This window comes from Streptomyces sp. T12 (assembly GCF_028736035.1).
Classification (GTDB): domain Bacteria; phylum Actinomycetota; class Actinomycetes; order Streptomycetales; family Streptomycetaceae; genus Streptomyces.
Window position 1 is genome coordinate 8,530,405 of sequence record NZ_CP117866.1, and the last position, 26,965, is coordinate 8,557,369.

At 70.1% G+C, this 26,965-nt stretch carries 19 protein-coding genes; 8 read left to right on the forward strand and 11 right to left on the reverse strand.

The features are described 5' to 3' along the window. Positions 1–13: 13 nt before the first annotated feature. Positions 14–1,165, reverse strand: a complete 1,152-nt coding sequence (locus PBV52_RS38280) for a ferritin-like protein (RefSeq protein WP_274245010.1) — start codon at positions 1,163–1,165, stop codon at positions 14–16. Positions 1,166–1,439: 274 nt separating this feature from the next. Between PBV52_RS38280 and PBV52_RS38285 the strand changes: the two genes are divergently transcribed. Then, positions 1,440–2,420, forward strand: coding sequence for a threonine/serine dehydratase (locus PBV52_RS38285; RefSeq protein WP_274245012.1), 981 nt, complete (start codon positions 1,440–1,442; stop codon positions 2,418–2,420). A gap of 62 nt (positions 2,421–2,482) precedes the next feature. On the opposite strand, the gene PBV52_RS38290 is transcribed toward PBV52_RS38285, so the two are convergent. The 7 genes from PBV52_RS38290 to PBV52_RS38320 form a co-directional block, all read right to left on the reverse strand. Further along, entirely contained in the window at positions 2,483–3,538 is a 1,056-nt protein-coding gene (locus PBV52_RS38290; protein WP_274245014.1) for a LacI family DNA-binding transcriptional regulator, read from the reverse strand. Between the two features lie 173 nt (positions 3,539–3,711). Continuing rightward, a complete protein-coding gene (locus tag PBV52_RS38295) occupies positions 3,712–5,301 on the reverse strand; it encodes a family 43 glycosylhydrolase (protein WP_274245016.1) in 1,590 nt (529 codons plus the stop codon). A 97-nt stretch (positions 5,302–5,398) separates the two neighbouring features. Next, on the reverse strand, positions 5,399–6,337 hold the full coding sequence (locus tag PBV52_RS38300) for a carbohydrate ABC transporter permease (protein ID WP_274245018.1): 939 nt from the start codon (positions 6,335–6,337) through the stop codon (positions 5,399–5,401). Next, on the reverse strand, positions 6,337–7,221 hold the full coding sequence (locus PBV52_RS38305; protein ID WP_274245020.1) for a carbohydrate ABC transporter permease: 885 nt from the start codon (positions 7,219–7,221) through the stop codon (positions 6,337–6,339). Before PBV52_RS38305 ends, PBV52_RS38300 begins: the two co-directional genes overlap by 1 nt. A gap of 10 nt (positions 7,222–7,231) precedes the next feature. Further along, complete coding sequence (locus PBV52_RS38310) at positions 7,232–8,575, reverse strand: ABC transporter substrate-binding protein (RefSeq protein WP_274245022.1); 1,344 nt, start codon at positions 8,573–8,575, stop codon at positions 7,232–7,234. A gap of 457 nt (positions 8,576–9,032) precedes the next feature. Next, positions 9,033–10,121 carry a LacI family DNA-binding transcriptional regulator gene (locus PBV52_RS38315; RefSeq protein ID WP_274245024.1) on the reverse strand — a complete coding sequence of 363 codons (1,089 nt, stop codon included), beginning with the start codon at positions 10,119–10,121 and terminating at the stop codon, positions 9,033–9,035. A 189-nt stretch (positions 10,122–10,310) separates the two neighbouring features. Further along, complete coding sequence (locus tag PBV52_RS38320; RefSeq protein ID WP_274245026.1) at positions 10,311–11,324, reverse strand: hydroxyacid dehydrogenase; 1,014 nt, start codon at positions 11,322–11,324, stop codon at positions 10,311–10,313. Between the two features lie 553 nt (positions 11,325–11,877). Between PBV52_RS38320 and PBV52_RS38325 the strand changes: the two genes are divergently transcribed. From PBV52_RS38325 to PBV52_RS38355, 7 genes are all read left to right on the forward strand, one after another. Beyond that, complete coding sequence (locus PBV52_RS38325; RefSeq protein WP_274245028.1) at positions 11,878–13,227, forward strand: ABC transporter substrate-binding protein; 1,350 nt, start codon at positions 11,878–11,880, stop codon at positions 13,225–13,227. Next, positions 13,224–14,222, forward strand: a complete 999-nt coding sequence (locus PBV52_RS38330; RefSeq protein ID WP_274245030.1) for a carbohydrate ABC transporter permease — start codon at positions 13,224–13,226, stop codon at positions 14,220–14,222. The genes PBV52_RS38325 and PBV52_RS38330 overlap by 4 nt, the downstream gene beginning before the upstream one ends. After that, positions 14,219–15,112, forward strand: a complete 894-nt coding sequence (locus PBV52_RS38335; protein ID WP_373921961.1) for a carbohydrate ABC transporter permease — start codon at positions 14,219–14,221, stop codon at positions 15,110–15,112. Before PBV52_RS38330 ends, PBV52_RS38335 begins: the two co-directional genes overlap by 4 nt. Positions 15,113–15,170: 58 nt before the next feature. Further along, positions 15,171–16,955 carry a glycosyl hydrolase family 28 protein gene (locus PBV52_RS38340; protein ID WP_274245033.1) on the forward strand — a complete coding sequence of 595 codons (1,785 nt, stop codon included), beginning with the start codon at positions 15,171–15,173 and terminating at the stop codon, positions 16,953–16,955. Between the two features lie 32 nt (positions 16,956–16,987). Beyond that, on the forward strand, positions 16,988–20,317 hold the full coding sequence (locus PBV52_RS38345) for an alginate lyase family protein (protein WP_373921962.1): 3,330 nt from the start codon (positions 16,988–16,990) through the stop codon (positions 20,315–20,317). A 27-nt stretch (positions 20,318–20,344) separates the two neighbouring features. Next, positions 20,345–21,628, forward strand: coding sequence for an alginate lyase family protein (locus PBV52_RS38350; RefSeq protein WP_274245037.1), 1,284 nt, complete (start codon positions 20,345–20,347; stop codon positions 21,626–21,628). Positions 21,629–21,752: 124 nt separating this feature from the next. Next, positions 21,753–23,345 (forward strand): carboxylesterase/lipase family protein, encoded by a 1,593-nt coding sequence (locus tag PBV52_RS38355; protein ID WP_274245039.1) that lies wholly within the window; start codon positions 21,753–21,755, stop codon positions 23,343–23,345. Here the strand turns inward: PBV52_RS38355 and PBV52_RS38360 are convergent. From PBV52_RS38360 to PBV52_RS38370, 3 genes are all read right to left on the reverse strand, one after another. After that, positions 23,227–25,080, reverse strand: coding sequence for a glycoside hydrolase family 127 protein (locus PBV52_RS38360; protein ID WP_274245041.1), 1,854 nt, complete (start codon positions 25,078–25,080; stop codon positions 23,227–23,229). The two genes, PBV52_RS38355 and PBV52_RS38360, sit on opposite strands and share 119 nt — an antisense overlap. A gap of 76 nt (positions 25,081–25,156) precedes the next feature. Continuing rightward, a complete protein-coding gene (locus PBV52_RS38365) occupies positions 25,157–26,215 on the reverse strand; it encodes a LacI family DNA-binding transcriptional regulator (protein ID WP_274245043.1) in 1,059 nt (352 codons plus the stop codon). Positions 26,216–26,372: 157 nt separating this feature from the next. Further along, a complete protein-coding gene (locus PBV52_RS38370; RefSeq protein WP_274245046.1) occupies positions 26,373–26,921 on the reverse strand; it encodes a GNAT family N-acetyltransferase in 549 nt (182 codons plus the stop codon). Positions 26,922–26,965: the final 44 nt, after the last annotated feature.

The following is a 26,965-nucleotide window of genomic DNA, read 5'->3' on the forward strand; positions in this document are numbered from 1 at the left end:
CGACGTTGCGGCGTCACGCGTCGCGACGTGGCTTGCGGAGTGCGCGGAACTGGGGGCCGTAGGTGCCCGGGGCGTAGCGGAGCGGGGTCTCCATCAGTTCCACGGCGGGGCCCTCCAGTGCGCGCATGGAGTGGATGGCCGCGCTCAGGGTCCGGTGGCCTCCGCCGGCCCAGGCCACGTCAAGCGTGTCGAGCACAGTGCTGTAGGTGGCGTCGGAACGGAACAGGAGCCCTGCGACGTGGGCCGGCGGGCGGGGCCAGCCGCCGACCGGGAGCGGGGCCATGGGGCGCACGTCGGGGAAGGGGACCGGTCCGCCCACGTACTTCCAGCCGTCGTCGGTCTCGCGCAGCTCCCGGCCGTGGTAGATCTCGCCGAAGGCGTAGTAGTGCGCCGGGTGGTCGTCCTCGAAGGACTCGGACGGGGAGCTGGCGGTGCCTTCGCCCTGCTCCCTGATGATCTCGATGGCGCGCTCGACGTGGTCGAGGTTCTCGACCGGTTGCAGGTCGTCGGAGAACACGTACTGGGACAGTTGCCCCCGCACCGACAGTTCCGGCTGCACGACCCGGAACGCCTTCAGCACCTCGGCGTAGAACTCGCCGACGGTGGGCGAGGAGCGCGCGCTGCGGACGAGCGACTCTTCGGGGGCCTCGATCGCCATCATCACGTCGCGCACGAAGGGCTTGGTCAGGCCCGACAGGTAGACGGTCACGCCGGCCCGCACGCCGCCCGGCAGCGGGCCGGGGTAGACGGGCGCGGAGGCCTTGATCTGCGGCCGCCCGCCCACGGCCACGAGCAGGTTGCAGACGATGCCCAGGTGGTACATCTCGTCGCCGACGATGCGCTGGATGAGCCGCGCGACCTCGCTACCGCGGTCCTTGACGGACCACAAGCCGCACAAGTAGGGCGGGATGGTGGCGAGTTCGAGCCCCACGGCGACCTGAAGGGCCGACCTGAGCCAGGCGACCCCGCGGCCCTCCTCGGGAACGGCCAGCATTCGCGCCACCGATCCGAGGCCGGGCGCGGCGAGCGGCCCGCCCTCCGGCAGCCCGGCAGCCTGCGCGGAACCGGCGACCGCGCCCGGCGCTCCGGTCGCCAGAGCAGCCGACGCCAGGAAAGTCCTGCGCCTGAACGGAGAAACTGCCGGCTCGTCCGGCTCTTCGCCCATACCCGTCACCCTCGCCTCAGTCATGGCCATGGACCCGCGCTGCTCGATGCACCCGGGACCCCTCCAACAGCTCGCGAAGCTAGCAGCCATCACCGCCGCCACCAGGGCAGACGAGCCGAGCGGCGCATCGACCACCCTGTCGGTCCAACGCTCGGAGCCCAGACGCGCAGACCCGCCGCCGGTCCGTGATTTCCGGCGACGACGGCTCACGGTGTGTCGGAGCGCCCAGGAACACTTCGTGTAGCGCCGACCGGCGGCGCTACCCTGCTACGTCGTGCAGGAGACGCGCCTCGACACTGCTCGGATCCGGGCGGCTCGCCGGGTCATCGACCCGATCTTTCTCGACACTCCGCTGTACCGCTGCGAGGCACTGGAGCCCGGCCTCGGGTGCACGGTGAGCATCAAGCTCGAAACGGCGAACCCGGTCCGCAGCTTCAAGGCCCGCGGCACCGAGGTGGTCGCGCGCTTGCTCGCCGACCATGGCTCGCGAGCCGCGGTGTGCGCCAGCGCGGGCAACCTTGGCCAAGCCCTCGCCTGGTCCGGTCGCGGCCGGGGGCTCGACGTCACCGTCGTGGCATCCCGCTTCGCGACCGCGGCCAAGCTCGATCGCATCCGCGCGCTGGACGCCAGGTTGGAACTGGTGGACGGCGACCACGAGTTGGCGCGCGAGCGGGCGGCGGCCATCGCGCGCCACGACGGCATCCGCCTGGTCGAAGACAGCCTGGACATCGAGACCTGCGAGGGCGCCGCGACCATCGGTCTGGAGCTGGTGGACACCGTGCCGTCGTTCGACGCCGTCCTGATCGCTCTCGGCGGCGGGGCGCTGGCCACCGGTGTGGGTCATGTGGTGAAGGCCTTGGCGCCCGAAGTCGAGGTGATCTGCGTCCAGCCGCTGGGCGCACCGGCGATGACACACTCGTGGCGCCAGCGGCGCGTCGTCACCACCGACTCGACCGACACCATCGCCGACGGAGTCGCCGGCCGGCGTCCCATTCCGGCCGTGCTGGACGACCTCCTCCTGGTCGCTGACGACGCCGTCCTGGTCCAGGAGGCCTCGATCATCGCCGGTATGCGGATGCTCCTCGAACACGCCGGACTCGTCGTCGAACCGTCGGCCGCGCTCGGCGTCGCGGCGCTCCTCGAAGACCGTGACCGCTTCGCCGGCCGACACGTAGTCACCATCGTGTGCGGCAGCAACGTCGACGTAGACGCCTATCACCGCTGGGTCGGCGCGGCTCCCCTCCACAGGTCTTGACACGTGCTCCGTTGCTGCAAGCCCCGACAAGCCGCACCAGCCGAACTCACGAACTCACGGACTCAGCAAAGTGATCGATCGCGCGGCCCCGCCGTGCTCGACCGCTCCACCAACCGCGTCGACAACTCCGTCCGCGTACTCTCCGGCAGGTCCCCGTCCATCATCCGCACCAGCAGCCGCAGCGCCGTCGCCGCCATCTCCGACAGCGGCTGGCGGACCGTGGTGAGGGCCGGGGCGATCCAGCGGGACTCCGGCAGGTCGTCGAAGCCTACGACGCTCACGTCGTCCGGCACGCTCAACCCCCGTTCCGCCAGCGCCTCGTAGACCCCGAGGGCCATCCGGTCCGAGCAGACGAAGACGGCCGTCGGCGGTTCGGGCAGGTCGAGGAGGTCCAGCATGCGGCGGCGGGCGACCCCCTCGTCGAAGCCCGCGTGCCGGACGTACTCGGGACGGTGCCGCACCCCGGCCGCGGCTAGCGCGGAGCGGTAGCCGGCCACCCGGGCGGTGCTGCACATCTTGCGCTGGTGACCGGCGATGACGGCGATGCGTTCGTGGCCGAGCGCCAGGAGGTGCTCGGTCGCGATGACGCCGCCGTGCCAGTTCGCCGCGCCCACCGACACCACGCCCGGCGGCGGTTCCAGCACCGGGTCGATCATGACGAACGGGATGCGGTGCGTCTCCAGCCACGCGTACTGCGACGCCGTCAGCTCGGCCAGGTTGAACAGCACCCCGGACGAGCCGCGCGCGATGAGCTTGTCCAGCCAGCCGCGCTCCGGGCGCGCGCCCCGCGTCCGGGTCAGCCCGGCCGAGACCACCACCTCCAGGCCCGCGTCGTGGGCCGCCGCCTCCACGCCGTGCAGCACCGCACCCGACCACGAGGTGTCCAGGGAGTGCACGACGAGGTCGACCAGGCCCGGCGTCTTCGCCGCGTCGAAGCGGGGTCTGCGGACATAGCCGAGCCGGTCCAGCGCCTCGGTGACCCGGCGGCGGGTCTCGGGGGCCACGTCCTCCCGGCCGTTGACCACCTTGGACGCGGTCGGCACGGACACCCCGGCCTCGCGGGCCACGACGGCCAGGGTCGGCCCGGCCGCCACGCTCGCACTGCCCGAACGGACCATCGGGAACCACCTCTCCGGCCCGCCCGAGGGCCTTGAAAAGTTTCGACCAGCCGGAAACAGTAAGCGCTTCCTACCCTAGGTTCGCCGCGAGGACTCCGGAAGAGGCCGGAGTTCGCAGGAATGCACGGGTCACGGCTTTCGAAACCTCGAACAGGCTCAAGGGCGGCCCGGGGCTACCAGCAGGTGAGCCGGAATCCCGTGAAGTCGGCCGTGAAGGCCGAGTCCACCAGGTCCACGGCATGGACGCCGGCCATCGCCCCGGTGAACCGCAGCTTGGAGCCGTAGTCGTCGGAGAGCTTGGTGAAGTCCAGCGGCGGGCCGACCGGCGTGCGGACGCCCCCGCGGACGTACCAGAACCGTGCCCGGCCCTCGTCCACGGTCACGCCCAAGGTCAACGGTGCGCTCGCGTCCACCTCCACTACGGCCGCCTGCCGGGTGCCGAACTCCTCACGCTCCACGAGGCTGAGCACCGTACGGCCCTCACCTCGCCACTGCTGCCCGTGCTGCCCCTCACCCTCGGGCTCCGCCCAGGTGAGGTCGAGGCTCAGATACGCCTCCGTGTTGTACCGGAGTACCAGCCCGGCGGCCTGCGTGAACGTGCGCGGCCGCGCCTGAACGGTGACCTCGGCCTCCGCACGGTGCTCGGTGATGCGCTGTGCCAGCAGACTGTGCGCCCACCGCGACTCGGGACTGTGCCGACCGCGCAGCCGGATCCAGCCGGGGCGGGCGGTCGCGTCGGCCCAGCTCGGGTCGGCGTAGCCGCGCAGGGTGCTCCAGGGCCAGCCCAACGGGTCGTCGGCGTCGCCGAGTCGGGGCTCCGGCTCGGCGGGAGGTGTCGGTGCGTCGACCTCGACCGCCGGGTGCCAGCCCCCGTGCCGCAGCCGGGGCCAGCCCGCCTTGTCCCAGGTCAGCGCCTGGATCGCGGTTTCCCGGCCGAGGGGACAGCGGGGGCCGTCCGGCGTCTGCAGCGGCCGTGCCGTGAGGTGGCTCATCACCCACTCGCCGTCCGGTGTCTCGACCAGCTCCGCGTGCCCGGCCTTCTGCAACGGCACCGACGGATCGTCGCGGGTCGTCAACAGGGGTTGGCTGTCGAGTTCGTACGGGCCGGTGAGCGCACGACTGCGCGCCACCAGCACCCCGTGCTCCACCCCCGTGCCGCCCTCCGCGAGCACGAGGTGGAACCAGCCGTCGCGCTGCAGCAACTTCGGCCCCTCGATGAGCCGTTCGTGCTGGAGCAGCAGGTGCGTGTCACCGACCGGGGCCAGGGTCTCGCGGTCCAGCTCGGTCAGGACGATCCCGGCGAAACGCTGCCCGCTCGGGCGATGGTCGCTCTGCATGTTGAGCAGCCACAGCCGGCCCTCGTGGTGGAAGAGCGCGGGGTCGAAGCCGTGGCTCGCGAGGCGACGCGGAGCACTCCACTTGCCGTCCACGTCCGTGGCCGTGGACACGTACGTGTCCAGATCGAAGTACGGCGTCCCGACCGAGCGCACAACCGAGTACGCCATCCAGAACCGCTCCCCGTCCCAGCTCAGCGACGGCGCCCAGACGCCACCCGAGTCGGGGACACCGGCCAGCGAGTCGCCGGGGACCGCACCCCGGACGTGGCCCGCGTACTCCCAGTGGGCCAGGTCCCGGGAGCGGTGGATCGGGATCGTCGGGAACCACTCGAAGGAGCTCGTGGCCACGTAGTACCAGTCGCCGACCCGGACCAGGGAGGGGTCGGGGGCGAAGCCGCGGATGACGGGGTTGTGCAGCACGGTCACGAGAGGACTCCAGGAGCGTCGGTCACCTGGGGGCCGCGGGGAGTCAGGGTCACCCGCGGCCCCCAGGGAGTCAGGTGCGGATCCCGGGGAGTGACCCTCACTTGAGGGCCCCGAGCGTCACGCCGGTCCGCCAGTAGCGCCGCATCGCGACCATCATGATCGCCATCGGGACGATGGACAGCAGCGCGCCCGTCAGGACGAGGCTGGTCACGTCGATGCCCGACTCCAGGCGCTTGCCGGACCAGTTGTACAGGCCCAGGTTGAGCGTCCAGTTCTCCTCGCCGCGCAGCACGGTCAGCGGGAGGAAGAACGCGTTCCAGGTGTTGACGAAGGCGAGCAGGAAGACCGTCGCGCCGCCCGTCGTCATCATCCGCAGCACGATGCTGAAGAAGATCCGCAGCTCACCGGCGCCGTCGAGACGAGCCGCCTCCAGCAGCTCGAACGGGATGGTGGCCTCGGTGTAGACCTTGGCCAGATACACGCTGAACGGGTTGATCAGGCACGGGATCAGCATCGCCCAGGGGGTGTCCACCATGCCGATCGCCGAGAACAGCAGGTACAGCGGGAGCGTGAGCAGGGCGATCGGGATCAGGAACGAACCGACCACGCACGCGAACACCGCCCCCCGCCCGGGGAAGTCGAAGCGGGCGAGGCCGTAGCCCGTGGCGAGGGCGATGAGCGTGCCGCCGAGGGAGCCGACACCGGCGTACAGGAACGAGTTGGCGGTCCAGCGCAGGAAGATGCCGTCCTCGTAGGTGAAGACCTGCTGGAGGTTGTCCCACAGGTGCCAGCCCGAGAACCACAGCCCGTTGCTCTGGTACAGCCCCACGCGGTCCTTCGTCGCGGCGATCATCAGCCAGTACACGGGGAACAGGCTGTAGGCGCTGGCCAGGACCAGCCCGAGCAGCACGAAGCGCTGGCCGCCCTTGGAACGCGAGGCCGCATCCGGGCTGGTGAGCCGACGGACGGTGCGCCCGCGGGGTGGCACGGCGGCCGTTTCCGCTCCGTTTTCCTGGACGTTTTCCGTCAGCGCCATCAGTCCGCCTCCCTCGAGGTCAGCCGGTAGAAGAGGAAGGACGCCACACCGAGGATCAGGGCGAGCAGCACCGACAGGGCCGCGGCGTAGTGGTAGTTGGCGGCGTTGAAGGCCTGGTTGTAGATGATCATGATCGGGGTGAAGCTGTCGCTGACCGTCTCCGGAGTTATGTTCCGGAACAGCGCGGGCTCATTGAAGATCTGCAGCATCTGGATGATCGACAGCAGAGCGGTCAGCACCAGCGCCGCGCGCACGAACGGGATCTTGATGCTCAGCGCGATCCGCAGCTCGGAGGCGCCATCCAGCCGCGCGGCCTCGAACAGCTCGCGGGGCACGCCCTGGAGGGCGGCGTAGATGATCACCATGTTGTAGCCGATGCCGTGCCAGGTCAGCAGGTTGCCGATGGCCGGCCACACCATGGAGGGCGAGAAGAAGTTCCAGTCGAACCCGAAGAGTTCACCGAGCGGGGTCAGCGGACCCACCGCGGGGCTGTACAGATTGATCCACACGATGGCGGCGACGACGCCCGGGATCATGTACGGCACCAGCAGCAGGATCCGGAACCGGCCGGCCGCCTTCGCCGTGACCGCGTCCAGGAAGAGCGCCAGCAGCAGGCTGATGAGCAGCATGAACGGGATCTGGACGCAGGCGAACAGCACCACCCGCAGGATGGAGGTCATGAACGCCGGGTCGGTCAGGCCCTTGCCGTAGTTGTCCAGGCCGACGAACTCCGTGGTCGCGCCGCCGAGCCCCAGCCCGGACGACTTCTCCAGGAACAGTGACTGGTAGACCGCGTAACCGATCGGAAGCAGATAGAGGAAGACGAAGCCGAGCTGGAAGGGCACCGTGAAGGCGGCGCCCTTCCAGCGCTGGGAGCGAATCATCGAGTCTGCCTCAGCCCTTGACGCTGATGCCGCGCTGCTTCAGGTCGTCGACCGTCCACTCCTGCATGTGCGCCAGGAGGTCGGTGACCTTCTGCTTCTTGCTGACGACCTTGGCCCACTCGGCCTGCATCTCGGTGAACATCGCCGTCCAGTTCGGGCCGAAGGTCCAGCCGGTGCGGACGGTACCCAGGCTGTCCGTGACGACCTTCTTGGCCGGCTCGTAGTTCTTGCCGAGCAGCTTCTCGGAGATCGCTTCGGAGACGTACGACTCGCTGTCGGCCAGCGCCGGCATCACGCCGCTGCCGGTCTCCGGGCTCGCCATGGTCTTGACCGCTGCGGTGTCGGTGGACATCCACAGCGCCGCCTCGGCGGCCTGCTCCTGGTGCTTGCACTGCTCGCTGACCAGGGTCAGGTTGCCGCTCTGGTTGGTGCCGGCCGGCGTCCGGGCCGCCTCGCCCTTGAAGGTCGGCCACGGGGCGAGCGCCCAGTCGCCGAAGGACTTGGTGAAGTTCTGCACCATGCCGGACATCTGCCAGGTGGAGATCTGCCGGGTCGCGGTGGCGCCGGTGTCGAAGCTGCGCTGCACGGCCGCGTAGTCGGCGAAGGACAGCTTGGCGTTCAGGTCGTTGTCGATGATCTCCTGGATCACCTTGGCGGCCTTCAGGGTGCCCTCGTCCTGGAAGTCGACCTTCCACGAGTCGCCGTCGATGCTGTACCAGTTCGCCCCGGCCTGCATGGCCAGCACCTCCAGGGTGCTCGGGTCCTCACCGGCGTAGTTGGTGATCTCGATGCCGTGCTTCTTCAGTTCCTTGCCGGCGGCGATGAAGTCGTCCCAGGTCGCCGGGGCCTTCAGGCCGTACTTCTGGAAGATGTCGGTGCGGTAGATGGTGAAGGCCGGCGCCGAGGCGGTGGGCACGCCGTAGACCTTGCCCTGGACCTGGCCGGTGGCCCACGAGCCGGGGTTGAACTTGTCCTTGTCGGCCTCGACGTACTTCGTGATGTCGGCGAGCGCACCCTGCGCGACCCAGCTCGTCACGTACTCACCGGTGTTCTGCAGCAGACAGGGCGCGTTGCCCGCCTTGACGGCGTTGGTCAGCTGCTTCTGCATGGTCAGCTGATCGGTGACCTTCGTGTACTTGAGCTGGATGTCCTTGTGGCCGGCGTTGAACGCCTTGACGACGGCCTCCTGGCCGTTGGCCCAGCCCCAGAAGTCGAGGGTGACGGGGCCGGAGGCGTTGGAACCGGAGTCCGAGTCTTCGGAGCCGGATCCGCCACAGGCGGCGAGCAGACCTGTCAGAGCGATTCCCGCAACGGCGGCGGAGGCGAACCTTCTCCGGGGGCTGGTGAAGTTCATCTGACCGTGATCCTTCGGAATGAGTGCGTTCTATCGGAACGGCGGCGGCTCGGTGGTGCTGGCCAGGAACGGCGGCCGGAAACCATCGGCTCGCGGTTGCGGGGGGTCGGCCAAGCAGAAGCTGTAGTAAGCGGTTGCAGGGACGGTAGGCCGACGCCTTTGCTCATAGCAAGAGGTGCGCGGCAATTTGTTACTTCGGTTTGTCGGCGGGATCACTCTGCGATGACGCGGCGGCGGCTTGCGGCCAGCGCCACATATCCGCAGGTCAAGCGTGTACGGCCGAGAGCCGTGCAGACCGGGGATGAGGCTCTCGGCAACTCGGGGAAGGGCTGAAAAACTTGAAGAAACCGATTACGTAACGCACGCTCACCCGCATCTCACAGGGAGGCGCGGGTGAGGGTGCGGTCGGCCTCGGCGCTGCACTGGCCTCCGGCCGGCCCCTCCGGCGGCCCGCCGACTAGCCCTTCCGGCTCGGCGGCCGTACGGAGTTGCGTACGACGACATGGGTGCCCAGCACCAGATGGTCGCCGTCACTGCCCTTGCGGCGGCCCGCGCCGCCCTCCCGCCGGTCGGCCACGGCACGCAGCGCGACCCGGCCCATCTCCTCGTACGGCACGTGCACGGTGGTGAGTTGAGGGGTGAGCTGGGAGGCGAGCGGAATGTCGTCGTAGCCGACGATCGACACGTCCTCGGGCACTTGCAGCCCCGCCGCACGCAGCGCCTGCATGGCCCCCGCGGCGACCACATCCGTCCCGGCGAGGACGGCGGTGAAGTCCGGCGTCTCCTCCAGGGCGGCCTCGACGGCCTCGTACCCGTGCTCGTAGTCGTACGGGCCATGCCGTACCAGCCCCGGCTCGAACGGCACTCCGTATGCCTCGAAGGCGCGCTCGGCGCCTCTCAAACGGCCTTGGGCGGTGGTGAGTTCGGCGTGCCCCGGCAGCACCAGAACCCGACGGTGCCCGGCCGACAGCAAATGGCTGGCCATGGCATAGGCGCCGCCTTCGTTGTCGTAGTCCACCGTCGTCGCCGGCACATCACCCTCCAGCGGCGGTCTGCCCACCAGCACCAGATGCGACCCGGCGGCGTCGAGGGAACGGGCGAACCGGGCCATGCGCAGCTGGTACTCGTCGTAGTCGTACGCCCCGCCCAGCAGCACCACCGCGGCGACACCCTGCTGGCGCATCAGGTTGACCAGCGCGAGCTCCCGCTCGGGATCGTCCCCCGTGGTCCCCACCAGCGAAAGCCAGCCACGCAGCGTGGCCGCACCCTCCACGCCCTTCGCCACATGGGCGAACGCGGCGCCGGTGATGTTGTTGATGAGGATGGCCACGGTGGGCGTACCGCCGCCGGCCAGGGAGCGGGCGTGGGCGTTGGTGACGTAGTCCAGGTCCCGGACGACCTTCATCACCCGGCGGCGCAGATCCTCCGACACCGGGTAGTTGCCGGACAGGACGCGCGACACGCTGGCGACGGAGACGCCCGCGCGCTCCGCGACGTCCCGGATGGTGGCCCGACCGGCGTCGCCCGCCACCTTGCGCTGACTCACCCTTGCGGCTCCTTCACCGTCGCGCCTGCCTCACGGAAACCGTATCCCATGGTGTCTCCGCCTCACTGTGCCCGCGTTGCGCGCAGCAACGGCTCGGTCGGTGACGCGCCCCGCGCCCCGCGCCGCGTAACGGGTCTGCTGGTGGCGTGCCCAGCACCCGGCACCCAGCACCCGGCACCGGCCCACCTCTCACGCCACCCGAGCCAGATCGGCATGCCGCACCTCATGCACCAACGGCCCCCCTGCCACCACCCGCTCCAACTCCTCCACCACGATCCGCCCGAGCCGCTCCAGCTCGTTCCCGAGCGACCCGGCGATATGAGGCGTGAGGAAGACGTTCGGCAGGTGATACAGCGGCGACCCCGCAGGCAACGGCTCCGGCTCGGTCACGTCGAGAATCGCGTGCAGCCGCCCGGAGACGAGCTCGTCCGTGAGCGCCACGGGATCGACGAGCGCACCCCGCGAGGTGTTGATGAGCACGGCCCCGTCCCGGATCAGGCCCAGCCGCTCCCCGTCGAGCATCCGGTACGTCTCGGGGATGTCCGGCGCGTGCAGGCTGACGATGTCGCTGTGCCGCAGGAGGTCCTCCAGCGACAGCAGTTCGGCGCCGAGTTCGGCGGCCTCGGCGGGGCTGACGTACGGGTCGTGCAACAACACCGTGAAGTCGAACGGCCGCAGCAGTTCCAGCAGCCGTCTGCCGACCCGCGAGGCGCCGATGACGCCGATCCGCCGGCCGACGTTGCCGATCGGGGCGGTCTCGTCAGGGGTCGGGTATGCGTGCGTGGAGCGGAAGCGCTGCCGGAAGGAGAAGGCGTCCTTCCCGGCGAGCAGGATCATGGCGAGCGTGTACTCGGCGACCGGCAGTGCGTTGGCGGTGACCGCGCTGGAGACGGTGACCCCGGCCTTCCACAGTGCGTCGCCGACCAGTGAGCGGACCGAGCCGGCGGCGTGCAGTACGGCGCGCAGCTTCGGCGCGGCGGCGAGGGCGTCGGCGTCGAGCCGGGGGCAGCCCCAGCCGGTGATCAGCACCTCGGTCCGGGCGAGGATCTCGGCCGCTGCCGGGTCGGTGAAGTCCTGTACGACGAGCGCCGGGTCGAGTTCGGATGCCTGCGTCAGCCGGGCCATGAGCGGCGGCGGGAAGAGCAGGGGGAGGTGCACCGGATCCATCGCGAACACGGCTCTCGGTGGGAGCGGGCTGGGCATGGCTCTCCTGAGACACTGGACGGAAACATTTTCAGAAAGCGCCTTCTACCGTAGATCTGGCGGAAGGGCCGGTCAATCACCTGGGTGAGGAGCGGCGTTGCGGAGCCCGTCCGGGTGGCGTGCTTGGTCTGCCCGGCTCGTGAGCAACGCAACGCCGAAATCGCTTTCCTGGCGTTCCCGTGTCCACGAGGGTCCCCCGAGCGCTCCGGTGCATCCCGTGCATCCCCCGGCCGACCCGACTGTGCTCCCCACCTTGCCGGGTGGCGCAAGTCCCAACAACCGGTTCCCGCCAATCCGCTCGACCCCGCCCTCCCCATCCCCGCCGACTGCGCTGATCAGGCTGTGTTTCCGAGGTCGCGCAGCCCCTCGGCGACCATGAAGCCGAGGTTACGCAGTCTTTTCGAAAGTTCGTCAGGGCTCTTGACGCCGTTTACGGACCGGAAGAAGCTCTGCCCCAACGCACGACAACCGGTTGCCATGTTGGCCGGTTTCCGGCCGTTGGGTCGCTCCATGGTCGATATCTCGAACGAGCAGAGCAGGAGGTGGTGCGTTCATGCGCCCACATGCCGGTGCATCACTGAGCCGCCGCCGTTTTCTCAGCCTCTCCGCAGGCGGAGCCGTGGGCGGCGCGGTGGCGCTGAGCGGCTGCGCGCTCCAGGTGTCCACCGGGGTCGGCGGACCGGGTGAGACCGTCACGGTGATGGTCAACTCCGGAGACATCCTCCCGGAGCAGGTCCAGCAGGCGAAGAAAACCCTCGGCATCAAGATCAAATTGGTGAAGTACGACATCACCAAACTGATCGCGATGCTCACCAGCGGCAACCCGCCCGACCTGGTGCGCGGCGTCGGTGCCGTGGACCTGCCGTTCTTCGCGGCGCGGGACGTGGCCGAGGAGCTGGACCCCTACTTCGCGCGGAGCAGTGTCCTCAGGCTCGACGACCTGGATCCCGTCAACGACCTGTGGCGGTACGACGGCAGGACCCAGGGCAAGGGCCCGCGCTACGGCATGGCCAAGGACTTCTCCCAGGACTCCATGTTCTGGTACAACTCCGCGGCCTTCGACAAGGCCGGTGTCGACTATCCGTCGGAGACCGAGCCGGTCGCATACGAGGAGTGGCTCGACCACGCCAAGCGCCTTGTGCAGCGCAAGAGCGGCCAGACCACCGTCTTCGGCGGGAGTTTCAACGGGCTGACCCGGGCCACGCTCCTGGCGACCATGACGGCGTCCGCCGGCGGCAGCCTCTTCAACGACGACTTCTCCCGGGTCGACTTCACCACCCCCGAGGCCCGCAAGGCCCTGGCCTGGTACATGGACTACGCCAAGACCAAGGTCGGGCCGAGCCTCATCCAGCCCGATCCCAACGGCTGGGACGGGCCCACCTACCAGGCCGGGCGGATGGCCATGTCGAACTCCGGTTACTGGATGGGCGGCATGATCTACCCGGACAAGAAGCTGGCGGAGGTGTCCCGGCTGGCGCCCGCCCCGATGTTCGCGGGCGGTGAGCGGATCAGCGCCTGCCAGGGCGGCACCGGCCTGTGGATGCCACGCGGGGCGAAGAACAAGGACGCCGCATGGCGGGTCTTCGAGTGGTTCTTCGGCGAGGAGCCGGCCAAGGGGCGCGCCTCCGGCGGCTGGGGCATCCCCACCCTGAAGTCGCTGCGTTCGCTGATGCCTGCTCAGGCGGACTACCAAAAGCGGGTGCTGAAGGTGCAGGAGAACGAGCTGAAGCATTTCTCGGTGGTCTCCTTCACCCCCTTCAGCCGGGCGGACGCGATCGACGCCCTCTTCAACCAGATCGCCCCCGCCGCGATGAACGGCCAGATGTCCGTCGACACCCTTGCCGGGCGCCTGAACTCGGCCATCAACGAGCAGCTGAAGCGCGGTAAGGAGCAGGTGGGATGACGGTCGACCAGATCTCCTCGGTCGCGGACCGGCACGGCGCCGCCGCGAGCGCCGGACGCCCACCGGCCGCCCGCGGGCCACGGATCTCCATGACGGCGCGCAGGCACCGGGCGTTCTACATGTTCACCTCGCCCTGGATCATCGGGTTCCTGCTGCTGACCATCGCGCCGATGGTTTACGCGCTGTGGCTGAGCTTCACCACGTTCGACGGCATCTCGCCCAACTGGAAGTACGTCGGGCTCGGCAACTACCGCGAGCTGCTGAACGATCCGGTCACCTGGGACGCGCTGGGCCGTGCCGGCCTGTTCGCGGTCACCTCGGTGCCGCTGTCGATCGTCGCGGGTCTCGCCCTCGCCGTCCTGGTCAACCGGCCGATCAAGGCGCGCGGCCTGTTCCGCACCCTGCTGTATCTGCCCGCCGTGGTGCCGCCGGTGGGCGCGGGTCTCGCCTTCAAGCTGCTTTTCGACCAGAACTCCGGTGCTTCCAACGGCGTTCTGACCTTCTTCGGATTCGACGCCGTGGGCTGGCTCGCCGACCCCTACGCCCGCTACGTGCTGCTGATGACGGTGCTCTGGGCCGCCGGAAACGTCATGATCATCTCGCTGGCCGGCCTGCAGGACGTACCCCGGGAACTCCACGAGGCCGCCCGCATCGACGGGGCCGGCGCATGGCGCACCTTCCGCAGCATCACCGTGCCGCTGCTGTCACCCGTCCTGCTCTTCCAGACGGTGACCGGGATGATCGCCTCGGTGCAGACCATCATGCCGCTGCTGCTGGCGCCGCTCGGTGACACGAGCGGCATCACCACGGTCCCGCAGTCCAACTACCTGTACATGATGCACGTGTTCGCGCAGTACTTCGCGCTCGGCCGGTACGGCTACGCCTCCGCGCTGCTGTGGGTGCTCTTCGTCCTGATCCTCGTCGTGACCGGACTCATCTTCAAGTTCACGTCCGGCGCGGTGTTCTACAACGTCGACCCGGAGGCGAAGAAGTGACCGCCACGACTCTGCCGCCCAAGTCATCGACCCTGCCGCCCAAGTCATCGACGACCGACGCGCGTGTCCGGGTACGCGCCAAGCGCCTCGTCCTCTACACGGTCCTCGTCTCCGCCACCGGACTGTTCCTCGGGCCCTTCGGCTGGCTGATCCTCTCCGGCCTGAAGACCCAGGGCGAACTGGCCGCCTCGCCCGTGCACTGGCTGCCGGACGTCTTCCAGTGGCACAACTTCGCCGACGCCTTCAACCAGATCGACTTCCTCGGCTACGCCCGCAACTCCCTGATCATCGCCCTCATCTACGCCACGCTCGTCACCCTCAGCTCGGCCTGGGTCGGCTTCGGCTTCGCCCGGCTCGACGCGCCCGGCAAGAAGGTGCTGTTCGGTGTCCTCCTCGGCTCGATGATGCTGCCCCAGATGGTCACGCTGCTGCCGACCTACCTGATCTTCGCCAAGCTCGGCATGGTCGACACGTACTGGCCGTGGGTGCTGTGGGGCCTGTCCGCGGCGCCGTATCTCGTCTTCCTCTTCCGGCAGTTCTTCGCGGGCATGCCGCGTGAGCTGGAGGAGGCGGCGATCGTCGACGGCTGCGGATACACGTCGATCTTCTGGCGGATCTTCCTGCCGCAGTCCTGGCCCGTGCTGTCCGCGAGCTTCATCATCGCCTTCACCTGGACCTGGGGCGACTACATCGCCCCGCAGCTGCTGCTGTCCACCGACCGCACCACGCTCGCCGTCGCCGTGATGACCACCTACGTCAACGAAGGCGGCACGCCCGTCCCCGAGCTTCAGGCCGCCGCCTCCGTGATGTACGTCGTCCCCATCCTGCTGATCTTCCTGATCGCCCAGCGCGGCTTCGTCGCAGGGATGTCGACGTCCGGTCTCAAGTGACCAGCGCCCCCTTGACGTTCCGTATCTCTCACCTCGCCTTTACTGAAGGAACTGCTCAATGAACGACACCCAGAGCACCGGTCTGTCCCGGCGCACTCTCATCCAGGCCGCGGGTGCCACCGTCGCCGCGTATTCGCTGATCGGCACTGCGGCCGGCACCGCGAGAGCCGACGACACACCCGCTTCCGCCGACAAGCTGGTGGTGTACCCCATCCCGAGCGGGGTCCCGACCAACGCGAGCTTCTCCGTCAAGGCCCGTACGCCGGGGGGCGAATGGCAGACGATCCCCGTCTACCGCGCCAGAGCGAAGTGGATCAACGCGGACACCGGCAGCGGGCCGGTCTACAACTCCTCCGTCGCCACCTTCGACTTCAAGGGCACCGTCGAGGTCGCCGTCACCTCGTCCAAGGGCACCATCGCATCCGCACGGGTCCGCCCCCTGTCGTACGGCACCAAGTACACGGTGGACGGCGCCACGGTGAGCTTCACCCTCACCGAGCCGCGCAACCTCTCCATCGAGATCAACGGCGAGATCTTCGACAACCTGCAGCTGCACGCCAACCCGCTCGAGGAGAACGTCCCCGACCCCGACGACCCGGACGTCATCTACTTCGGCCCGGGTCTGCACACCACCACCGACAACGTGGTGAAGGTGCCCAGCGGCAAGACGGTCTACCTGGCCGGCGGTGCGGTGCTGACGTCCCGGGTGGAGTTCGTCAACGTCGAGAACGCCCGCCTGATCGGCCGCGGCGTGCTGTACAACTCGCCGAGCGGCGTCCTCATGCAGTACTCCAGGAACATCGAGGTCGACGGCGTCATGGTGCTCAACCCGAGCAGCGGCTACGCCTGCACCGTCGGCCAGTCGAAGCAGGTCACCATCCGCAACTTCCACTCCTACAGCCACGGCCAGTGGGGCGACGGCATCGACGTCTTCTCCAGCGAGGACGTCCTGATCGACAACGTCTGGATGCGCAACGCCGACGACTGCATCGCGATCTACGCCCACCGCTGGGACTACTACGGCGACTGCCGCAACATCACCGTCCGCAACTCCACCCTCTGGGCGGACGTCGCGCACCCGATCAACGTCGGCACGCACGGCAACACCGACAAGCCGGAAACGATCGAAAACCTCGTCTTCAGCAACATCGACATCCTCGACCACCGCGAACCGCAGATGGACTACCAGGGCTGCATCGCGCTCAACCCGGGCGACAGCAACCTGGTGCGCAACGTCCGCGCCCAGGACATACGGGTGGAGGACTTCCGCTGGGGCCAGCTGATCAACATGCGGGTCATGTACAACAAGTCGTACAACACCTCGGTCGGCCGCGGCATCGACGGTGTGTACATCAAGAACCTGTCCTACAACGGCACGCACGCCAACCCGTCCGTCATGGTCGGCTACGACGCGGACCACGCCATTAAGAACGTGACGTTCCAGAACCTCGTCATCAACGGCAAGTTCATCGGCAACGGGATGAAGAAGCCCGGCTGGTACAAGTTCACGGACGTGATGCCGGCGTACGCCAACGAGCACGTGATCAGCCCCCGGTTCCTGAACTCTACCGAGGCCACGTCCACCGACAAGCCCGCGATCACCAGTCCGGACCAGGCCACGGCCACCAAGAACCAGGTCTTCAATTACCTGATCACGGCCAGTGCGCTGCCGACGTCGTTCGGCGCGGAAGGGCTGCCGAAGGGCTTGGGCATCGACACCGCCACCGGTCTGATCTACGGCACCGTCACCGACAACGTCGGCAGCTTCACCGCCACGGTCTCGGCCACCAACAGCGTGGGCACCGCGACGCAGACCGTCACGTTCACCGTCGAGCACGCGTGACGCGGCACCTCTGAACCACCATGGAGTCACCCGTGCTTCCTCTCAGCCGAAGAAACTTCCTCGGCGCGGCGGGCCTCGTGGCCGCGGCCGGCGGCGGACTGCTGTCCGCCTCCGCCGCGGCGGCGTGGGCCCAGGACGCCACCACCCCGTCCCGCGCCTTCACCCACCCCGGACTGCTGCACAGCGCCGCCGACCTCGCCCGCATGAAGGCCGCGGTCGCCGCCCAGGAATCGCCGATCCACGACGGTTACCTGGCGTTCTCCGCCCACGCCCGCTCGAAGTCGACGTACCCGATCCAGAACACCGGCCAGATCACGTCATGGGGCCGCGGTCCCACCAACTTCCAGAACCAGGCCGTCGCCGACTCGGCCGCCGCCTACCAGAACGCCCTGATGTGGTGCGTCACCGGCAACCGCGCCCACGCCGACAAGGCCCGCGACATCCTCAACGTCTGGTCGGCGTCCCTGACGATGGTCACGGGTGCCGACGGTCCGCTCGGCGCGGGCCTGCAGGCCTTCAAGTTCGTCAACGCCGCCGAGCTGCTGCGGCACAGCGACTACGACGGCTGGACGGACGCCGACATCGCCCGCTGCGAGCAGTCGTTCCTGAACGTCTGGTATCCGGCGATCTCCGGCTACATGCTCTACGCCAACGGCAACTGGGACCTGACGTCCATACAGTCGATCCTGGCCATCGGCGTGTTCTGCGAGGAGCGCACGCTCTTCGAGGACGCGCTGCGGTTCGTCGCGGCCGGCGCGGGCAACGGCAGCGTCCGGGGCCGTATCGTCACCGACGGGGGGCAGGGGCAGGAGTCCGGCCGCGACCAGGGCCACGAGCAGCTCGCCGTCGGCCTGATGGGCGACGCCGCACAGGTCGCCTGGAACCAGGGCGTCGACCTGTGGGGCTTCGACGCGAACCGCATCCTGGCCAACGCCGAGTACGCGGCCGAGTACAACCTCGGCGGCGACGTCCCCTTCACGCCCGACCTCGACCGCACCGGCAAGTACATCAAGACGACCGTCTCCGACAAGGTCCGCGGCAACCTGCCGCCGATCTACGAGATGTACTACGCCCACTACGCCGGCGTCCGCGGCCTCGACGCCCCGTACACCAAGGCGGCCGTCTTCCGCGGCACCGGCGGCGCACGCGTCGTCGAGGGCAGCAACGACGACCTGCCCAGCTTCGGCACCTTCACCTACGCCGGCACGAAGGCCCCGTCGCCGACCGTGCCGACGGCCCCGGAGGGCGTCACGGCGGTGGGCGACGGCACGAAGGTCACCGTGGCGTGGCTGCCGTCCGCATGGGCGACGACGTACGCCGTCCGGCGGGCGACCCGCCCCGAGGGGCCGTACGAGGAGATCGCGTCGTCCGTCGACGGCACGACGTACACGGACGACGACGCGCGTGGCGGGCGGACCTACTACTACACCGTCACCGCCGCCAACTCCCAGGGAACCGGCGCCGAATCGAGCCTTGCCGCCGCCTCCGCCCGCCTCCCCGAGCCCTGGGCCACCCAGGACATCGGTGAGGTGAAGACCCCCGGCCTGGCCGCCTTCGACGGCGAACGGTTCGTGCTCGAGGCGTCCGGCACCGCCGACACCTACCGCCTCGTCCACCTCCCGCTGCCCGGCGACGGCGCGGTCACCGCGCGGATCGTGTTCCCGCTCAGCTCCCAGTACGCCAAGATCGGCGTCACGCTGCGCGACTCCCTCGACGTGGGCGCCGCGCACGCCTCGATGCTGATCCAGGGGCTGCCCCTGCACACCTGGAGCGGTGTGTGGAGCGTACGCCCCCAGGCGGGGGCCGAGATCTCGGCGACCGGCAGCACCCCCGTGCCGCCCACCCAGCAGCAGACGATCACCACCTCCGCCGCCTTCCCGATCTCCAGCCTCGGCACCCTTCCCGAGTCGGCGACCCCGCTTCAGGCCCCGTACGTCGAGGGCGCGGGCGACGGCTACCGGCTGCGGGCGCCCTACTGGGTACGCGTGACCCGCAAGGGCCGCCGCTGCACCGGCGCCATCTCCCCGGACGGCATCCGCTGGACCGAAGTCGGCTCCACCGAGGTCGACCTGGGGCACACCGCCTACGCCGGTCTGGTCCTCACCTCCTGCCTCGGTGTCGACGAGGAGTACGCCGAGACCGGCACCGGCGCCTTCGACAACGTCAGCGTCGTCTCCGCGACGGCGGGCGAGGTCTGGTCCGTGCCGCGTCCGGCCCGCACCGCCACCGGCCTGAGCGCGACCGCCGGCGCCGACGCCGTGCAGCTGGCCTGGACCGACCCGGACCTCTGCGCCCGCTACAAGGTGCTGCGCGCCACGAGCGCCGACGGCCCGTTCGAGACGATCGCGACCGGCGTCGGCCCGGTCGGCTTCGGCGCCCGCGTGCGGTACGCCGACGCGACGGGCACGCCCGGGACGACGTACCACTACGCCGTCGCCAAGACGAGCTGCGGCGGCCGGGGGCCGCTCTCGGACTCGGCCGCCGCGCAGATGCCGACGCCCGGCGTGCCCCAACTCACCTCCGCCACCACCGCCTTCGCCAACAAGGGCGTTCCCTTCCGACAGCTGCTGCGGGCCTCCCACGAGCCCGTCCGCTTCACCGCGGACGGACTGCCCGACGGACTCCGCCTCGACAAGCGCACCGGCCTGGTCTGCGGAACGCCCACCGAAAGCGGCGAGTTCAAGGTGACGACCGGCGCCGGCAACGCGGCCGGCGACGGCACCGGCACGCTCACCCTCACCGTCGGCACACCCCCGCCCGGCCCCTGGACGTACGGCGACCTCGGCGACCCCGTGCTCGACGACCGCGCCTTCGGGACGCTCGGCGTGGTCGCCATCCGCACCCCGGGCAGCACGTCGTACGACGAGGGCACCTTCACCGTGCGCGGTGCGGGCGTCGACCTGACCGCCAACAACCAAGGGATGACGGGCCAGTTCGTACGACGGCCCGTCACCGGCGACTGCGAGTTCACCGCCCGGCTCGTCTCCCGCACGGGCGCGAGTGCCGACCGGGTGGGCCTGCTCATGGCCAAGTCGCTGTCGCCCTTCGACCAGGCCGCCGGAGCGATCGTCTCCGGCGGGACCACCGCGCAGCTCATGCTGCGCACGACCGTGGCCGGAAAGTCGGCCTTCACCGGCAGCGGCACGGCCGCTCTGCCCTCCCTGCTGCGGCTGAAGCGCGTCGGGACCGCCTTCACCGCAGCGCTGTCCACCGATGACGGCGCCACCTGGACCACCCTCGCCACCGGCGAGATCCCCGGGTTCGGTGACGCCCCCTACTACGTGGGCCTCGTGGTCTGCTCCCGCGACCCCCTGGCCCGCTGCACCACCGAGTTCGACGAGGTGAGCATCATCACCGACTGATCCCCCCACGGATTGGAGTGCACGACAATGAGCCGCACTTCCCCCCACCAGCCCCACCAGCATCACCAGCACAACCCCACCGGTGAGTTGAGCCGCCGCGGTCTGCTGAAGACCGCCGGCGGTCTCACCGCGGCCGTCGCACTGGGTGCCGCGTCTGCCGTCACCACGGCGGTCGTCGCCCCCACGGCGGACGCGGCCCCCGCGACCTTCACCCACCCCGGCATGCTGCACAACGCCGGCGACATCAACCGGGCCAAGGTCCGGGTCGCGGCGGGCACCGACCCCTGGCTGTCCGGCTGGAACCGGCTGACCGCCAACTCCCACTCCCAGTCCACCTGGGCCAACCGGGCCACGGCCACGATCATCCGCGGCGGTACCGGACAGAACTACGGCCTGCTCTACAACGACATCGCCGCCGCCTACCAGAACGCCCTGCGCTGGCGGGTCGCCGGCACCGAGGCCAACGCCCAGTGCGCGGCCACCATCCTCAACGCGTGGTCGAGGACGCTGACGACGGTCACCGGCAACGCGGACCGGTTCCTCGCGGCCGGCATCTACGGCTGGCAGTTCGCCAACGCCTGCGAACTCATGCGCGGCTACAGCGGATTCGACCTCGCCGCCGCCCAGGAGATGATGGTCAGGGTCTTCTACCCGCTCAACAACCAGTTCCTCACCGGCCACAACGACGCCTGCATCACCAACTACTGGGCCAACTGGGACCTGTGCAACATGGCCTCGGTCATGGCCATCGGGATCCTCACCGACAACGCCGCCAAGTACGACCAGGCCGTCAACTACTTCAAGAACGGCGCCGGCAACGGCGCCATCCAGAAAGCGGTGCCGTTCCTGTACGCGAACGTCGAGGGCTACGACCTCGGCCAGTGGCAGGAGTCCGGCCGCGACCAGGGCCACACCATGATGGGCATGGGCCAGATGGGCGCCCTCTGCGAAATGGCCTGGAACCAGGGCGACGACCTGTACTCCTACGACGGCCGCCGCTTCATGAAGGCCGCCCAGTACGTCGCCAAGTACAACCTGGGCAGCAGCGTCCCGTTCACCACCTACAACTGGGGCACCGGCCAGAGCTGCGCCCCGCAGTCACACACTGTCATCTCGTCGGCCTCCCGGGGCCAGGTCCGCCCGGTCTGGGCCATGCTCCACTACCACTACGGCCGACGCCTTCTCCTCGACGACAAGTACATCTCCCAGATGTGCTTCTCGGTGGCCCCCGAGGGCGGCGGCGGTGACTACGGCACCGACAGCGGAGGCTTCGACCAGCTCGGCTTCGGCACCCTGATGTACGCCAAGTAGCCGTACGCCGATCGGCCGTAAGCCGAACGGCCGCACCCACCCGCTCGTGCACCGGAATATCGGGCCACAATGAGTTGCTCTGATCTTCACGGTGCACGAGCGCGGTGAGGAGGCTGGTGGACGTATGACAGCAGTCCAGACAGATTCCGTGACAGACCCCGTGGTGAGCACGCCCTACGGTGCCGTACGGGGCCGGTACGAAGGTGGCGTCGCGGTGTTCCGGGGCATCCCCTACGCGGCGCCTCCGTTCGGCCCGCGCCGGTTCAGGCCGCCCGAGCCGCCCGAACCCTGGGACGGCGTGCGCGACGCCGGTGCCTTCGGGCCGACCCCGCCGAAACCGCCGTACTCCGAAGCCTTCGCGCACTACCTGTCCGACCCCGTCGTGCCCGGCGACGACTGCCTCAACCTCAACGTCTGGACCCCCGAGCCCGGCCCGGGCGCCCGGCTGCCGGTCCTGGTGTGGGTGCACGGCGGCGCCCTGACCCGCGGCTCCTCGGGTGTGCCCGTGTACGACGGCCGGGCCTTCGCGCGCGACGGTGTAGTCCTCGTCTCGGTCAACTACCGGCTGGGCGTCGAGGGCTACGGCTACTTCCCGGACGCCCCCGCCAACGCCGGCCTGCGCGACCAGCTCGCCGCCCTGAAGTGGGTGCACGAGTCCATCGAGGCCTTCGGCGGCGACCCCGACCGCATCACCCTGTGCGGCCAGTCCGCCGGCGCCATCAGCATCGGCGCGCTGCTCGCCGCCCCGCAGGCCCAGGGCCTGGTCCGGCGGGCCGTCCTGCAGAGCGGGCCGCCCGAGGCCGCCGAGCGGGACAAGGTACGGCGGATGGTGCGCCGTATGGCCACCCGGCTGAAGATCCCCGCCACCGCCGCCGCCTTCGCCGAGGTCGACCGCGAGCTGCTCCTGCGCACCCAGGCCGAGGTGGGCCGACTCAGCAGCCCCGTGGTGGGCGGGCCCGCCTTCGGGATCGTCGTGGACGGCGACATCGTCCCCCGCGACCCCTTGGAGGCGCTGACGGAGGGCGACGCCGCGGTCGGCGTCGACCTGATGACCGGCTGGACCCGCGACGAGTACCGGCTGTGGCTGGTACCCGGCGGCCTCCTGGAGCGCCTCGACCGGCTCGGCGGGGTCGCTTTGGCCGGCGCCATGGCCCGCTGCCACGTGGGCGCGGACGTGCCCCGCGGCTACCGCGCCCTGCACCCGGAGGCCGGCACCGCCGAGATCGTCGGCCAGATGGTCACCGACCACCTGCTGCGCGTCCCCCTGCACCGCCTGGCCGACGCCTGGCCCGGGGCGTCGTACGTGTACGAGTTCGCCTGGCCCTCCAGCCTCCCCTACCTCGGCGCCTGCCACGCGCTGGAGCTCGGCTTCGTCTTCGACACCGGAGACGTCCCCGAGTCCCGCAAGCTGGCCGGCGAGGGCGCCCCGCAGGAGCTGGCGGACGAGATGCACCGGGCGTGGCTGCGGTTCGCGGTCGAGGGCGACCCGGGCTGGCAGGCGTGGGACGACTCGCATCCGGTGCGCGTCTTCGGCGACGGCGAGACACATACCGCGTACGGCCCGCGCGACGCCGCACTCGCCCTGTGGGCCGCCGCCGTCACGCCTGCGGAATCCACACCCGCATCGGCCCTTGCCGACGGTTCGCCCACGCGTAGTACGGAACTGCGGTCAGTGGTACGGCGGCTGCGCCTCCCCGGCGCCGTCCGTCGGCACTGACGACCGTCACCCCGCCCAGCAGGTCCGGCTCGTGCCGGACGGTCAACTCGGCTCCGTCGGGGAGGGTGAGCTCGTCGAAGGGGATGCCGGGCCGCTGGTCCACGCCCTCCAGGCAGTGCACCAGCGGCCCGCGCTCGATCGCCACACAGCCCCGTACCGCGTCCACGCGGGGGTCCGGGCGGGTCAGGCGGGCGGTCAGGTCGAGGTCGACGGTGAGGGTGTCGCCGGGGGACCAGCGGCGGCGCAGGCGGAGCCAGCCGGGGCTCGTCACGGCGGGGGCGGCGCCGTCCGGAGCCGCGGCCGTGAAGTCGCCGCACCAGGCCGGGATGCGCAGCGACAGCGTCCAGTCGGCGGCCGGGGCCTCCTCGACCGTGACGGCGATCCGCCCGTCCCACGGGTAGCCCGTCGCCACCCGGACGCGGCCACCGCCGGCCTCGTACACGCCGGTCGCGTACTGGTGCAGCTGCACGCCCTCCGCATCCCCGCTGGCCATGTAGTGGGGAAGTGACGCCAGCAGCCGCATCACGTTCGGCGGGCAGCAGGCGCAGCGGAACCACGGGGTGCGGCGGGCCGCCTTGTCGGCCTCGTTCGCACCCTCGTACCCCTCGCGCACCTGGAGCGGATTCACGTACAGCCAGCTGTCGCCGTCGAGGCCGACGCCGGACAGGAAACCGTTGTAGAGGGTGCGTTCGACGAGGTCGGAGTACTTCGCCTCGCCGGTCAGCAGGGCCATGCGCCAGGACCACTGGATCGACGCGATCGCCGCACACGTCTCGGCATAGGCCCGGTCCGGCGGCAGTTCGTACGGTTCCCCGAAGGCCTCGCCCTCGTGCCGGGCACCGACCCCGCCGGTCAGGTACGTCTTGCCGGCCGCCATCGCCTCCCACAGCCGCTCGGCCGTGGCCCGCAGCTGCGCATCGCCGGTCTCGGCGGCCAGGTCCGCGACCCCGGCCAGCAGGTAGAGCTGCCGTACGGCGTGCCCGGCGACGGACGTGGCCTCGCGCACCAGGGTGTGGTCCTGCCAGTAGGCCCGGCCCAGGTGGGGATTGACGTCGGCGTCGAGCAGGCCGTGGCCGCGCCGGTCGACGAAGTACCCGGCGAGGTCCAGCCACCGCGGCTCCCCGGTCTCCCGGTACAGCTCGACCAGCGCGGTCTCGATCTCGGGGTGCCCGCAGACGCCGTCGATCCGCTTGTCCGGACCGAAGACGGAGTCGATGTGTACGGCGAACCGCTCGGCCACGTCGAGGAGTTCACGGCGTCCGGTGGCCCGGTGGTGGGCCACGGCCGCCTGGATCAGATGGCCCGCGCAGTACAGCTCGTGGCCCCAGCCGAGCTCCTGCCAGCGGCGGTCGGGGTGGGCGACCTGGTAGTACGTCTGGAGATAGCCGTCGGCCTCCTGGGCCGAGGCCAGCAGGGCGGTCAACTCCTCGATGTGCGCGGCCAGTTCGGCGTCGTCGGACCGGTCGGCGAGCTGCCAGGACGCCGCCTCCAGCCACTTGTGCACGTCCGAGTCCTGGAAGGGGAAGTCTCCGGCGAACACCCCGGTGTCCTGGGCGGCGGCCCGGAGGTTGGCCAGGTTTCCGGCCTCCTGAAGTCTCGCCGGGCCCTGCGGGATGCTGACCTCGGCGTTGGTTCTGCGGCGGGCGGCCCAGAATCCGTCGGTGATGCGGGCGGCGTCCGCCGGACGGAGGGCGGTGTGCGCCTGCGGGGTGAGACGGAGGGGGCCGGTGCGCATGCTCGGGCTCCAGAGATAGAAACCGGTTGCTACCGTCGCGAGCATAGGGAACGGCCAGTTCCGCGACAAGACGGTCCTAGGCCTCGCCGACCCGGCCCACCGAGTCCCGTACCACCACGTGCGTCCCCAGCAGCAGATGATCGTCCGTGGTATCCGGGGTCCGGCTGAGCGCGGTGCGTACGGCGAGGCGGCCCAGCTCCTCGTAGGGGACGTGGACCGTCGTCAGGGCCGGGTGCAGGTCACGGGCGAAGGGGATGTCGTCGTAGCCGGCCAGGGACACGTCGCCGGGAACGTCCAGGCCGGCCTCGTGCAGGGCGGTGAGCGCGCCGGCGGCGACCATGTCGGTGGCGGCGACCACGGCCGTGAACTCCAGCCCCTGCTTGAGGGCCTCGCGCATCAGACAGTGCCCCGCGTCGCGGGTGAAGTCGCCGTGCAGGAGCAGCGCCGGGTCGGGGTCCAGGCCGCGGGCGCGGTGGGCGGCGAGATAGCCGCGCTCCCGGCCCTGCGCGGTGGTGTGGTCGGACGCGCCGCCGAGGAACAGAACCCGCTGGTGGCCCTGGGCGAGGACATGGGCGACGAGGGCGTAGGCGCCGCCTTCGTTGTCGTACTCGATGACGGTCACGGGCGCCCCGGGCCCGAGCGGTGGCCGCCCGCACAGCACCAGCCGGGAGCCCGCCGACGCCAGCGAGTCGGCCATACGGCGGGTGCGCTCGCGGTACTCGGGCGTGTCGGCGGAGCCGCCGACCAGGATCACGGCGGCGGCGCGCTGGGCGCGCATCATCTCGACGAACTCCACCTCGTGCTGGACGTCGCCCTCCGTCGTGCACACCAGGCACAGATGCCCGAGCCGTCGGGCCTCCCGCTCCACCCCGTGCGCCATGTGCGCGAACGACGGCCCGGTGATGTCCTCCAGCACGAACGCCAGCGTGGGCGTGCCGACCCCCGCGACCGCCTTGGCGCGTGCGTCGGCGACGTAGTCCAGGTCACGGACCGCCCGCATCACGCGCGTACGCGTCGCCGAACTCACCGGATACACCCCGCCGAGCACCCGCGACACGGTCGACGCGGACACTCCCGCGCGGGCCGCCACGTCCCGGATGGTGCTGCGCCCCGCGTCCTCGCTCTTCCTGGTCATCCCTGCCTCGCCCCTCTCCCGGGCACCTTCGCCCACCCCCTGGGGAACCTGCGGCAACACGATGGCAACCGGTTCCCATGCGGAGGCTAGCAGCGGGGCGAGGGCGGGGACGAGCCCTGTGCGGGGGCGTGGGCTGCTTCGGAAGAAACGGCCGAGCTCAACCGGACTGAGTGACCGAGGACCACACGCCGAACCACTGCTCGGCGCCGTACTCCTCGAACCGCTCCACCTCGGTGAACCCCAGCTTCGCCGCGAGGCGCATCGCGCGGTCGTTGGCGGTCTGGGTGCAGAGCACCACAGGCTCGCCGGGAAGCGTGTCGGCGAACCAGTCGAGTGCCGCTGCGCACGCCTCGGCGGCGTACCCGCATCCCCAGGTGTCCGGCAGGAACAGGTAGCCGAGCTCGACCTCCCCGGCCTCCGGACGGACGTGACCCGGACGCTCCGCGTCGCGCCGATCGAGCGTGATCATGCCGATCATCGCTCCGTCGAGAGCGATCACGAAGAGGCCGGGGCGCCGCCCGGGCACCTCGGGCACCGCGCGTTCGAGCTCAGCACGCGGTCGAGGGCCGCCGATGTAGGTGCCCACCTCCGGCGATGCGAACAGCTCGATGAACGCCGCACGGTCCCGGGCCTCGGACTCGCGGAGCACGAGCCGTTCGGTCCGTATCGGGGCAGGCGGCCAGGCGACGGGTCCGAGTTCAGTCATGGCGGGCAAACCTATCGGACGCCCGTGAGCGCTACCCGAAAGAG

What these genes read in the sequence shown, in the direction of transcription:
- PBV52_RS38280 (WP_274245010.1), bottom strand. Translation starts at nt 1,165, where the DNA reads ATGGGCGAAGAGCCGGACGAGCCGGCAGTTTCTCCGTTCAGGCGCAGG.
- PBV52_RS38290 (WP_274245014.1), bottom strand. Translation starts at nt 3,538, where the DNA reads ATGGTCCGTTCGGGCAGTGCGAGCGTGGCGGCCGGGCCGACCCTGGCC.
- PBV52_RS38300 (WP_274245018.1), bottom strand. Translation starts at nt 6,337, where the DNA reads ATGGCGCTGACGGAAAACGTCCAGGAAAACGGAGCGGAAACGGCCGCC.
- PBV52_RS38305 (WP_274245020.1), bottom strand. Translation starts at nt 7,221, where the DNA reads ATGATTCGCTCCCAGCGCTGGAAGGGCGCCGCCTTCACGGTGCCCTTC.
- PBV52_RS38310 (WP_274245022.1), bottom strand. Translation starts at nt 8,575, where the DNA reads ATGAACTTCACCAGCCCCCGGAGAAGGTTCGCCTCCGCCGCCGTTGCG.
- PBV52_RS38320 (WP_274245026.1), bottom strand. Translation starts at nt 11,324, where the DNA reads ATGCCCAGCCCGCTCCCACCGAGAGCCGTGTTCGCGATGGATCCGGTG.
- PBV52_RS38325 (WP_274245028.1), top strand. Translation starts at nt 11,878, where the DNA reads ATGCGCCCACATGCCGGTGCATCACTGAGCCGCCGCCGTTTTCTCAGC.
- PBV52_RS38330 (WP_274245030.1), top strand. Translation starts at nt 13,224, where the DNA reads ATGACGGTCGACCAGATCTCCTCGGTCGCGGACCGGCACGGCGCCGCC.
- PBV52_RS38340 (WP_274245033.1), top strand. Translation starts at nt 15,171, where the DNA reads ATGAACGACACCCAGAGCACCGGTCTGTCCCGGCGCACTCTCATCCAG.
- PBV52_RS38350 (WP_274245037.1), top strand. Translation starts at nt 20,345, where the DNA reads ATGAGCCGCACTTCCCCCCACCAGCCCCACCAGCATCACCAGCACAAC.
- PBV52_RS38355 (WP_274245039.1), top strand. Translation starts at nt 21,753, where the DNA reads ATGACAGCAGTCCAGACAGATTCCGTGACAGACCCCGTGGTGAGCACG.
- PBV52_RS38360 (WP_274245041.1), bottom strand. Translation starts at nt 25,080, where the DNA reads ATGCGCACCGGCCCCCTCCGTCTCACCCCGCAGGCGCACACCGCCCTC.
- PBV52_RS38365 (WP_274245043.1), bottom strand. Translation starts at nt 26,215, where the DNA reads ATGACCAGGAAGAGCGAGGACGCGGGGCGCAGCACCATCCGGGACGTG.
- PBV52_RS38370 (WP_274245046.1), bottom strand. Translation starts at nt 26,921, where the DNA reads ATGACTGAACTCGGACCCGTCGCCTGGCCGCCTGCCCCGATACGGACC.